This window comes from Thermoflavimicrobium dichotomicum (assembly GCF_900114055.1).
Classification (GTDB): domain Bacteria; phylum Bacillota; class Bacilli; order Thermoactinomycetales; family Thermoactinomycetaceae; genus Thermoflavimicrobium; species Thermoflavimicrobium dichotomicum.
The window spans coordinates 17,266-28,553 of the sequence record NZ_FORR01000024.1; the positions used below are offsets into that span (position 1 = coordinate 17,266).

Sequence of the window (11,288 nt, forward strand, 5' to 3'; positions counted from 1 at the left end):
CGTTTCCCCTTTCTGTCGACACTCTTAACGTACTGGTTGCCGGTTTATAACGCACTAATTTTCCAAATTGGTACCAGTAACCCCATGTCCGTACATAATCTTTTCAAGCATTATATACCCAGAATGCTTTTAGTGTGAACTTACTTTTTTTAGCGGTATTACCATCAGATTAAACTATGATTTTATAATAGAAAATAGTTGCATGTAATTCGCTAGTTGCAGATTTCGCATAGTTAGGAATCCGTCCAGCCTGAATATAACCTATTGAAGTATAAAGGTGATTAGAAGGGTCTCCTTCTCTTGTATCGAGAACTAATAGCGACCTCCCCTCCTGCTTTGCTCTTTCTTCAGCCTTTTGCATTAGTAAGCGACCGATACCATTACGGCGATAATTAGGGTGTGTCATCAATTTTGCGATTTCCGCTCTATGAGTACCGTTCTGCTTAGTACATAAATGTAACTGTACACTTCCGACGATCTGATTGTTAATTTTAGCGACAAATAGAATTACATCAGGGTTTAATATGTTTTCCCAATATCTTTTCGCCTCAGAAAAGTTTCAATGGTGGTAAAAAGCCAATCGACGCACCATCTTCTACTACCTGTATCAGAAGTTCCGAAAGCTCATTAATATGTTCTCCAATTGATTTTAATTGTTCGATTTTCACATCACTAACCAACACAACCACCTCAATTTAGTATGCTATCTTTCCTATATAACACGAAGAACTGTTTTTACACAACAAACATGTTTGATATTATAACAAGCACTTTATTGAATATTACTGCCCATTAGTTGAATAACTGAATGCCAGTCTAATACTTTATTTTACAAAAATGCCGTCTGAAAGCCCACGGTTTGAATCGTGGTATGAAAGACGGCGTTGCTCGGTAATCCCTTCATGGGATTGCTTAGAGCAATAATTTTCTATATAATCAAGCACATGAGCATTACTCATCCTACTGGTAGTAGGTCGAATGTTCCTGTGGACACCATGGTATAGAGGTTCTGGTAACGAAAAGTCTCCTACCAGGTAAAAATCATTGAGAGTAATGAAAGGAACTAGCATCCTGGTAACAGGTATGCCGCCCATGTGGGTACATGCGGCTTAGTGCCGTAGCACTGCATGGGACGGGGTGATGACACACCCCTGAACTTGGGCGCCCACCAAAACGGAAATGGACTGTGGACGCTAACGACCAAGAATCCCACGGCTTCAGCCATGTGGAGTGTCAATTCTAAAAGAACCTTTCGGTCAGAAGAAAAGTGATCCTTTAACTGGATTGATGAGATTGAAAACAAACCCCCGACCTTTACTTCGAAAAAGGGATCGGGGGTTGTATATTTCAGGAATCTTTATATAAAAAGAATATCTTCTAAAGTAGTTAGCAACCAAATCATGTAGCCTTTTCCTCTCTTCCAGAGAGCAAAGGCATTATTTGATGTTTTGAGCCACGGCTGTTAGGTGGCATTGCTCTGTTACCTCCGGAGTTCCCCTGTAACGTGCATAGCGAAGACTATAAATTCTGCCTTAGTGAAGCTGCGCTCAAGGGTATCACCTCGTCTCCGGACACATACAGTACAGGGAAACGGGATGGTTCGTTCTACATTCACCTCCCAACGGCAAATTCTATATATTCTATTTCGCTGGTGAAATATTGGACCGATATCTTTCTAGATTCCAAATTATTGTCTGAGATAGCACCAAAACAACCAACTGAAGTACCGGTGGAATATTGAGAAATGGGGGATAATAACTATTATTTATCAAAAGATTTACTCTATATTAATAAATGTTTCTTAGTATATCAAACACAAAAAAGACGATTATTCGCCTCTCTCAGACATGAAAATTTATTCTGATTCAGGGCCCCCTCAATTAGGGGGTAATACCAGCGAATATGTCATTCCTATCGGGATGACTTGAAAACCAATATAATTATTTTATGAGTCATAGGTTATTTTTTGAATAGGGGTGTGAATGAGCCACTGAGTTACTTTTTCTTGGATCTTACCTATTTCAGCTAAAATCATTCCAATTGCTTCATATGTATCCATTTCCCCTGCTTGACGTAAGTAGTAACCACGTGGAACCAGCTCATCCCACGCCAAATTGCAACTAATAATCAACTCATGTGCATCCATGGCTGTCTGAATTCGCTCAAAATCTACTTGGATATCTTCTAACATTTGCTTTGCCAAACGAAGATCTTCTTTTGGATTTATTTTTGGTTGCTTTTTCATCAAATCTCCCCCTTTGTCTTGTTCAATTATCTCTGATTCAAGGACAAATGGAATCTATTTTTCGGGTAATGACACATTCGCTGGTATTGCCCCTAATTAAAGAGTAGCTCAAGTGGCTACTCTTTTTAACACTGGTAATGCCACATTTGCTTGAAATGAAGCGACGGAATGGAGCGAAAAAGGAAAACCGGCATATAGCGGAAACTTTGTTTACAAGCTGTGTTGTCTTCGACGCCCTGCTCCCAACTTCGCAATAACCCTAAGGCAAGAAGCCTTTCTGACTCAAATAGATTTGTTCAGTGGAGAATACTTTTTTTAGTCTGTCATACACAATCTGATATGCTGAAGGATCATACCATTCTTCCAAACCCAATTCTTCATACATAGAAAAAATGCCTAAATTCTTGGTTCGTTTTCCTCCGCTACCGTCTCCCATGAAATAATCATCCACACAGACACGATTGACCCATTTCCTTAATTTTTCCGGAAACTCTTCACTACTGGGCAATACCGGGGCGATCGTTGCCTGAGTCGGTACACCTGCATCAGCCAGGAGTTGTAGCGTCTTCAACCTGGCACCAATTGGCGGAGCACCAGGCGTAAAATGTTTACGTATATCTTCCCTGTCAGTTTCAATAGTCATGCTAACTCGGACTCTGTCCTTTAAAAGAAGAAATAAATCAATATCTCTACGTACTAGAGGGCTCCTCGTCTGAACAAATAAAAAATCCGGTTTATTTTCCACCATTACTTCCAACAAGGATCTTGTTACTTTCTCCTTATACTCGATCGGTTGATAAGGGTCTGTGCTGGATGACATGAAAATAGTCACTTTCCCTTTACGCTTGGCTCGCTCAAGCTCTTTGCGCAGTAAGTCTGCCGCTTTCTTCTTTATGTCTACCCAGGTTCCCCATTCTTCCTTACGAAACATGGAAACTGGCATTTGACGCACATAGCAGTATGAACAGCCATATGCACAACCAGTATATGGATTCAGTGAATGAGTATAACCAGAAAGAAACCCGGTTCCTTTATTCAGAAGTGTTTTTGGGTATTTGTAAAAAAACTTAATCTTCACGTTGAATCCCCCTAGAGGTGTTACAGTACTAATATGAAAAAACCCTATATCAGCTATATCTTCGTTATTCACTGCACCACCATCACTTCGCATCATGAAAAATTATGCCCAGGCTATACCTCGTACCCGAAGTGATTGTGTGGAATCAGAGCATAGCCATACTCGTCCAATAATTGTTGCAACAAATCCCAATCCAAAGAAGCAATACGTTCCGTGATCCATTTAGGCATGCAGGTATCTCCCTTCCATAAACGTGTGTTCACTTTCCAACTCAAGCAGTTGTTTCTTCATCTCCAATCCGCCTCGATAACCTGTCAATGTTCCATTTTTACCAATAACCCGATGACAAGGTACCCCAATTAAAACGGGATTGGCACCAATAGCAGCTCCAACAGCACGTACCGAAGCCGGTTTTTGAATGTGTTCTGCAATTTTCGAGTAGGATTGCGTTTGTCCGTACGGAATTTCGCGCAATGCATTCCACACGGATAATTGAAACGGAGTACCGTATAAATCAACAGGCATTGTAAAGCTCTTACGCTGTCCTCGGAAATACTCTGCCAACTCAACTGTATAAGGTTGTAATTTCTCATCATCTTGCACCAAAACGCTGTTCGGAAAGCGATTCTTAACCCAATTGGACAACTCTTCAAAGGGCTTATTCTGAGAGCCCACGTAACAAAGTCCATTTGAAGTCGCAGCAATATACATTTGCCATTGTTCATAAACAAACAAAGTCCAATAAACTGTTTGATTGATTTTTGTCTCCACTGCCTAACACCTCCATGTTTTTTTATGGCTATTTAATTGACGATAATCAGCAGGTGTATAACCCGTTTGCTTCTTAAACAAGGTTATAAAGTAAGCTATATTGGGAATGCCTACTGCCAAGGCAATTTCTGAAATGGTTCTATCCGTAGTGGTAAGATACTGAATCGCATTTGAGATTCTCGTTTGCCGGATATATTCGGCTGGGGTTATCCCCTTGATCCGCTTGAACGTTCGGTGTAAATGGTAGGGACTGCCATGACACATATCCGCCAATGTTTCCAGCGTTAAAGTTTCACTATAATTTCTGTCAATGAATTGAGTGATTTGGGCCACCCAATCTTCATCAGGCAACCGTTGTCCGGTCGGTTTGCATCGTTTGCACGGGCGAAAATTTTCCGATATGGCCTGCTGTGCACTTTGAAAGATGCGTACATTTTCCATTTTGGGAGGCCGGGATTTACAAGAAGGACGACAAAAAATACCGGTAGTCTTTACGCCGTAAAAAAATTTATTATCGTAAGACGAATCGTTGTGCACGATCGCTCGCCAAATTTCGTCCGGAATATTTTCCTCACCTGTACCTACTTCATTAGCGTTCTGAGTTACGAGATGTGTTTGATTCTCCATTCGAACCACCTCTACACACAGTATACACCGGATGATGTCCGTATGTACGTTCCTACGAATATAAAAGCAAGATTTCAAAATCACACTGAACCATTTTATGTTAAAACTTAGATTGTATCGTATTTTTATGAGTGGGAGGATTTACATGAAAAATGGTATGATTTACCCTGATCAGGACGCCCATTATTTTATAATAATCAATTGCATCCAATGCTCCGACCTCCATTAGATAGAATAATGGTAATATTCGTCATATTAATCCGTAAGATTCACTAAATAACAACAGCATTCAACTACCTTTGTTGAATGCTGTTGTTTGTTAATTCTTGCTACATCCATCCCTTACTGAGGCAAATGAAAAAGAGATTTCCTGTCTAAGAAATTGGATCATCAAGACCATAATCACTCACTTGAGCAAGCGTGCGGGGAGCAGAATTTTCCCATCACTTACATTAATTACACCTTGAGAAGTCAATCTTACCTTTGGCAAATGTGTTGCTGATAAAAACAACAATGAATAAATCGGATCGTTAAATAAATAACCCGAAGCCTTCATAAGAGTAAAAAATCGAGTGGTTTCTTCAATTAAAGTGTTCATATCGAGCGAACTCATTGTCCCTAGTAAGGGTAATGGGAGATCGTAACGCAATTCCCCTTTTTCATATAGACAAATCCCTCCACCATTGGTAAGAATATGGTTTGCAGCCTGAGCCATCTGAACCGGATCACGTCCAAGAATCACCAGATCACCGGAAAGAGAGTAGGTGCTGGCTAAGGCATCCAATTCACCAAATCCTTTAATCACACCTGCCGTAATCCATTCTCCTTTACGATGAAGCAGCGAGACGTACATATATCCCGGTAAGTCTGCCAGTTTCACCTTTCCGTTTATTATAGGAAGAGACTCGGGCCGATTACGGGTTATCACCGCATTCATTAGCTCGATAACGGGTACCTTTCCTTCAGGTGGAGAGACTTCAAACCACTCGGGTTGCACCACCGGATTCATCATTGAGGATGGTCCCATTCCGAAGCGGTTCCATTCCACTCGGGGAAAATCTGTCGTCAATGTCCTATCCTCCGCCACTATACGTCCATTTGCCATCACTTTTACAGGTGTTGGATTTCGCAGATCCTCCAGGAACACTATGTCCGCAACCCGTCCTGGACTAATTCCTCCCAGTTCCTGATCCAGACCATAGTAGACCGCAGGATTTAAGCTCGCCATTCGATAGGCCAGCACCGGATCAAGACCGGCCTCGATCGCAATCCGTATGCATTCATCAGTAAAACCCGAAGCATGGAAAAAAGGCGGTGAGCCATCGGTGGTTAACATCATACGATCCCAGAATCGGCACCCCGCGGTAAGCAAGTCTTTGATCAAATCGGCCAAATCCGGTCGAATCGAAGAATGCCGAAGCGTTGTATAATAGCCCAAGCGAACCCGTCTCATCACTTCTTCAGCGTTAATACTTTCGTGGCAACCAGTCGCACCTGCTGCTGCGACTGCATTCAGAGTTTCTACTGATGCACCCGGGTTGTGAGTTTCAATTCGTTTCCCAGCCTGCCGTGCTTCCCGCATTCGGGAGATCATCGAATCGTCACCATCAATTAACTCTTTCCAATACGTAAGCTCTCCCGCCTGCAATACGGCAGGATGCTGTAACGTCCGCTTCACACGCTCAGGCGTAAATCTCATCATCATCTCAGTTTGATTAACTTGCGGATCGAGACGGGCCCACCAGTAGTTTTTAATGGGCATATTCTGTAAAGCTTCGAACAATCCTTCCATCTCTTGTTGTTGGAGATGAAGGAAGAAAGTCAGATTATCATGAAGCATAGTCGTTGTCCCATGAGCCAGGGCAAATTCACTTAGTGTCAGCGGATTATAAATTTGAAATGAATGAGCATGAGGCTCTATGTATCCAGGAACGAGAGTAAAGCCCTCCGCATCAAGAACTTGGGTATTAGCGTCTGTCAATGGCTCTTTCTCTCCTACGTAAGCAATACGGTCTTCGAAGAGAACCACGTTTAGCTCCCGCAATTCACCGGTATATATCTGAAGGATCTTTGCTCCCCGTATCCAAGTGGTGGCCGGAGTTTTGAACCGTGAGACAGAAATCAACCGGCTTAATTTTTCCTGAGTTAAGCTGTTTAAGGTATTCATCTAGATTCTCTCCCTTCATTATAATTGTAGACCGATTGAGTCCGGGTATTTTCCATTTCTTATCGCCGCGGCTTTCAATATTTTATCAATATCGCTTGTTTACCTGTCTTTCAGGGAAAAATTCAGTAGGATGTAAATAGACAGACATTAACCTAAAGAGGTGGATCAGATGATTTATTCGTTATCGGGTAAAAAACCCCAAATCGCAGAAAACGTATTTATCGCTCCCAACGCCAGTATCATTGGTGACGTGCTAATCAAGGAATTGTCCAGCGTCTGGTTTAGTGCCACGATCCGCGGAGACATCAATTCCATTACGATCGGACGCGGGACAAGCATACAAGACGGTGTTGTTATTCACGTAGACGCGAAATATCCGACCGTAATCGGAGATGATGTAACGATCGGGCATCAAGCAGTTGTGCATGGCTGCACCATCGGAAACCGCGTGATCATCGGTATGTCCGCAACAGTCATGGACGGTGCGGAAATCGGAGAAAACAGCATTGTCGGCGGTGGCACGGTAGTACCGGAAGGCAAGAAATTCCCACATGGAGTTCTCATTCTAGGAGTTCCGGGCAAGGTGGTTCGGGAGCTAAAGCCTGAAGAAATCGATCGCATTACCTACTCAGCCCGGGTTTACCAGGAACGGACTCTCGAATATTTACGATCTTTAAAATCCATCGAGTAAAAAGCCTTAACCAGGAGCGACAACAATTGGGCCATCCATGGGGATGGCCCATTAAACTTTTTTCAGGCTGTGACAGGTATCTTTTTCGGCACCCCCGTCGAGAACGGAAATCCCCCTTGCATACAATCCACACTATATCGGCCACGGGACGTGAATTGAACGGATAAATAAGCCAACGAACTGAAACCTACCACGCCCGTCAACTATCGTTTCTCACCTTCAAGGTGAACCGATTGGATAGAAGCTTCGGAATTGATATACTCCTCCAAGTTAATCTGGTCATAACCGGGAATTTGAATCCGCAAATATTTCATCGGCTCACTGTTTAAAGGAACAGTGCAGTCGAATCCCATTTTAGACCCAACTCCATTGTTGGTTGAGGGATCGAGCTTTGAACCCTGTGCTCCATGCACAACAATCAGATCCTTTTCCGCCTGGAAACGGGTGGCAATTGCCCATTCGACCTCTTCCATATTGAAAATATCGACTTCTTCATCCACGACAACGACGTGTTTAATATCAAAACTATTCGCAAAGGCGGCAAATATAGCGTTTTTCGCCTCCCCCTCGTTTCTTTTTTTGATCGAAACGATTGCATGGTAGCGGCATGTCCCGCCAGGGCTCATATGGACTGCCTTGACCGTCGGCACAGTCTGGCGGATGGTTTGAAAAAGACTTGCTTCCCGGGGAATGCCTCCAAGCAGAAGATGTTCATAGCCTGCCGGAACAATGGTATAAAAAATCGGATTGTTCCGGTGAGTAACTGCCGTTATCTGTACGACTTCCTTATCGCTGCGAGGACCATAGTATTTCGGGAACTCCCCGAAAGGTCCTTCAGGCTCACGGACATGGGGAAGAATCTTACCCTCCAGTACAATCTCCGCATAAGCCGGGACATCAATGTCAACAGTCTCGCAACGAACCACTTCCAGTGGTTCGTTGCGAAGAGCACCTGCGATTTCGAGTTCATCAACGCCAAACGGAGTGCTTGCCTGCGAAGCGAGCAGAGTCACCGGATCGACTCCGATTGCAATGGCGCACTCCAGTGGCCTGCCTGCTTCCTCAGCCTGTTTATACAAGTGAAATGTGTGACGCGGAAGGATCAAAGCACCCAATTTATCTTTGCCTGAAACCTGCAGACGGTGAATTGATACATTTTGCTTGCGCGTGACCGGATCTCGAACGATAAACAGTCCCGCGGTGATGTAGTTTCCCGAATCCTTTTCATGATGAACCGGAATCGGAAACATCTTCATTAAATCAATATTATCCTTAATGATATTCTCCTTGACAGGAGCTTCCTCATCCTCTACTAACCGGCAGGGCAGAGGGGAAGTCACTGCTTTGATAAACTTCGGAATCATCTCATATTGATCCGTTTCCAATGCCTCTGCAAAATCTACTCGGGTTGAGCAAATACCCGAAACAACGGGTACCGCGTAATCCTCCACCTGTGTAAAATAGGTGGATTTCTTGCCGTCCAGTTTTTTGGCGATTGCAGCAAGTTCAAACTCTAAACTGACTTTTTTATCAATCACGGCCAAACGACCGACTGATTGAAGATGCTCAAGCCACGTCCGAAATGTCTTAGCCTTCACGTTAAATGTTATCCTCCTTAAACAGTTACTGATGTGCCGAATATATCCTTCAGTCGACGTTCAAACATTTTGGTCAAACGCTCACGTCCCCGAACCTCAGGCGGTGTAGGATATTCCTGTCCATCCACAATAACCGGCTGATCATAACGAATCAAGATGTGCGGAAGATATTCGTCATACAACTCACGAATACGCTTGGCATGCTCCGGTTTACGAGCAAACAGCTTCAGCATGCGAAGTCCGAAACCAACATGCCGTCCTTCATCTTGTTTGATACGGGTAAATGCTTCGCCCAATCCCGGCAACAATCCTTTACTGCCGAATACAGCTTCATACACATCATATCCCGTCATTGCTTGAACACCTTCAATGATGCCCTGATAGTGGGTCAAACCTTCTACCAGCGCCGCTTCACGTTCCTCCGGCCCCTGTTCAAGAGCTGCCAGCATTTTTTTTGCACGTTCATCCAACTTCTGCTGAACAATATTTTTTACACCGGAAATTCGTTCCCGACCTAAAACTTCTTTGAAATAACGCATGAAAAACTCTGTATGCTTAAATTCTTCGAGCAATTGGGTACTGAGAAAGGCCTGTTGTTCTGTTGAGGAACCAAGCATTATCCATGGACAGAACTTTAATGCCACGTTTTCTTCCGCATCAAGGAATCCTGTACAGAAATGAATGAGATACCCTTTGAGATCTTCGTCAAGAGACTCAAAATCTTTCTTGTCTTGGCTCAGGTCAATGGCTGCAGGGTCCCAGGTTCCAAACCGAATAGCTTTACGGTACAAATCCCATGCTACTTCGTCAGTTGTTTTATCAAGGCCAGGGATTAACTCATCTGTCATGTTTTGATTCCAATTTTCACTCATGATCAATTACCTCCTGAAAATTTTTTTTAAAATTGATAAGATGACCTGCATGCAATTAGCAATCAAAACGCTCGCCTTAAAAGTTCCAGTACTTCCTGTTGGGCAGGTTGACGCGGATTAAACTTCATCATTCCGCTCTTAAATGAGTCTTTTGCGATATCAGGGAGCTTCTCTTCAGGCACGTCGACTTCACGAAGTCGAGTCGGAAGCCCGATATCTTTAACCAACTGGGCAATAGACGCCGCAACCTCTTCCGCTCGGTTCTCTATCTGATTGGCCTCTATTCCCAACAGTTCTGCAATCTTTGCCGCTTTATCAGGACGTGCAGGAGTGTTGAATGCTACCACTTGAGGCAAAAGCAAACCGATGGCAATCCCGTGCGGAACATGACAGTGTCCGGAAAGTGCACTTCCAATTGCATGGGTAAGCCCCAGAAATCCATTGTTGAAAGCCATGCCAGCCAGCAAACTGCCGTGGGACATCCCGATTCGTGCTTCAATGTCAGATCCGTCATGAACCGCACGACGTAGGTTCGCATGCACCGTAGCGATAGCTTCCATGGCCAGGGCGTCTGATGCGGGTCGGGATCGAACTGAAAAGAAAGTCTCGATACCGTGAGCCAAAGCATCGATACCGGAAGCGGCAGTCATTTTGGCAGGCAGACTCATTGTCAATTTCGGATCGACCAAGGCGATTGTTGGCGCCATGTGCTGGCTTGTCACCGTTACTTTCACATTATTGTGCCAATCGGAATAGACGCCAAACATTGTTACCTCGCTGCCTGTCCCAGAAGTGGTTGGAACTGCAATAAGAGGGATCGCGGGTGCCACAGGTATACGATTCACACCTGCATAATCTCCAATACTTCCTCCGTTAGACGCGACAACCCGAATTCCCTTTGCCGCATCAATCGGACTTCCACCTCCGACCGCAACGATACAGTCATACGGCTTTGTTTTAAAGACCTCGGCCCCGCGGTCAATCGTCTCAAGACTGGGATCGGGCTCCACATCTGTATAAATATCGAACTGAATCCCCTGTGATTGTAACGACCCTGTCAATTCATTCAGCAGCCCTGCCGATTCTACTCCTTTGTCCGTAACTAAGAACACTCTATTTACACCCAGTTGCAAAAGTCGTTCTCCGAGACGTGAGGCCTTGCCATACCCAAACTCGATCAACGTGGGGAGGTGAAATGAAAATTCGAAATCAATCGCCTGAACCGTCATCGTTGCTCTT

9 protein-coding genes and 1 pseudogene are annotated in these 11,288 nt (G+C 44.0%); 1 reads left to right on the plus strand and 9 read right to left on the minus strand.

All coding sequences use genetic code 11. From position 1 onward, the window contains the following. Positions 1-169: 169 nt before the first annotated feature. The 6 genes and pseudogenes from BMZ78_RS16330 to BMZ78_RS16355 form a co-directional block, all read right to left on the minus strand. A pseudogene (locus tag BMZ78_RS16330) lies at positions 170-680 on the minus strand (N-acetyltransferase family protein). A gap of 1,265 nt (positions 681-1,945) precedes the next feature. Further along, on the minus strand, positions 1,946-2,245 hold the full coding sequence (locus BMZ78_RS16335) for a hypothetical protein (RefSeq protein WP_093231477.1): 300 nt from the start codon (positions 2,243-2,245) through the stop codon (positions 1,946-1,948). Positions 2,246-2,504: 259 nt separating this feature from the next. Then, a complete protein-coding gene (locus BMZ78_RS16340) occupies positions 2,505-3,323 on the minus strand; it encodes an SPL family radical SAM protein (protein WP_093231478.1) in 819 nt (272 codons plus the stop codon). A 222-nt stretch (positions 3,324-3,545) separates the two neighbouring features. After that, on the minus strand, positions 3,546-4,094 hold the full coding sequence (locus BMZ78_RS16345) for a methylated-DNA--[protein]-cysteine S-methyltransferase (RefSeq protein ID WP_093231479.1): 549 nt from the start codon (positions 4,092-4,094) through the stop codon (positions 3,546-3,548). A gap of 3 nt (positions 4,095-4,097) precedes the next feature. Then, complete coding sequence (locus BMZ78_RS16350) at positions 4,098-4,721, minus strand: bifunctional transcriptional activator/DNA repair enzyme AdaA (protein WP_093231480.1); 624 nt, start codon at positions 4,719-4,721, stop codon at positions 4,098-4,100. Positions 4,722-5,127: 406 nt separating this feature from the next. After that, on the minus strand, positions 5,128-6,888 hold the full coding sequence (locus BMZ78_RS16355) for an adenine deaminase C-terminal domain-containing protein (protein ID WP_093231481.1): 1,761 nt from the start codon (positions 6,886-6,888) through the stop codon (positions 5,128-5,130). A 169-nt stretch (positions 6,889-7,057) separates the two neighbouring features. On the opposite strand from BMZ78_RS16355, the gene BMZ78_RS16360 reads away from it, so the two are divergent. Then, the gene (locus BMZ78_RS16360) at positions 7,058-7,579 is read left to right on the plus strand and encodes a gamma carbonic anhydrase family protein (RefSeq protein WP_093231482.1); all 522 of its coding nucleotides are present in this window, start codon (positions 7,058-7,060) and stop codon (positions 7,577-7,579) included. Positions 7,580-7,782: 203 nt separating this feature from the next. Here BMZ78_RS16360 and BMZ78_RS16365 read toward each other — a convergent pair whose 3' ends face one another. From BMZ78_RS16365 to BMZ78_RS16375, 3 genes are all read right to left on the minus strand, one after another. Then, positions 7,783-9,177, minus strand: a complete 1,395-nt coding sequence (locus BMZ78_RS16365) for a UbiD family decarboxylase (RefSeq protein WP_093231483.1) — start codon at positions 9,175-9,177, stop codon at positions 7,783-7,785. A 17-nt stretch (positions 9,178-9,194) separates the two neighbouring features. Continuing rightward, positions 9,195-10,049 (minus strand): R2-like ligand-binding oxidase, encoded by an 855-nt coding sequence (locus BMZ78_RS16370; protein WP_093231484.1) that lies wholly within the window; start codon positions 10,047-10,049, stop codon positions 9,195-9,197. 62 nt (positions 10,050-10,111) lie between these two features. Beyond that, the gene (locus BMZ78_RS16375; protein ID WP_093231485.1) at positions 10,112-11,278 is read right to left on the minus strand and encodes an iron-containing alcohol dehydrogenase family protein; all 1,167 of its coding nucleotides are present in this window, start codon (positions 11,276-11,278) and stop codon (positions 10,112-10,114) included. Between the last annotated feature and the right edge of the window lie 10 nt (positions 11,279-11,288).

Coding starts and splice junctions, on each gene's coding strand:
- BMZ78_RS16335 (WP_093231477.1), bottom strand. CDS start 2,245: ATGAAAAAGCAACCAAAAATAAATCCAAAAGAAGATCTTCGTTTGGCA.
- BMZ78_RS16360 (WP_093231482.1), top strand. CDS start 7,058: ATGATTTATTCGTTATCGGGTAAAAAACCCCAAATCGCAGAAAACGTA.
- BMZ78_RS16370 (WP_093231484.1), bottom strand. CDS start 10,049: ATGAGTGAAAATTGGAATCAAAACATGACAGATGAGTTAATCCCTGGC.
- BMZ78_RS16375 (WP_093231485.1), bottom strand. CDS start 11,278: ATGACGGTTCAGGCGATTGATTTCGAATTTTCATTTCACCTCCCCACG.
- BMZ78_RS16350 (WP_093231480.1), bottom strand. CDS start 4,721: ATGGAGAATCAAACACATCTCGTAACTCAGAACGCTAATGAAGTAGGT.
- BMZ78_RS16355 (WP_093231481.1), bottom strand. CDS start 6,888: ATGAATACCTTAAACAGCTTAACTCAGGAAAAATTAAGCCGGTTGATT.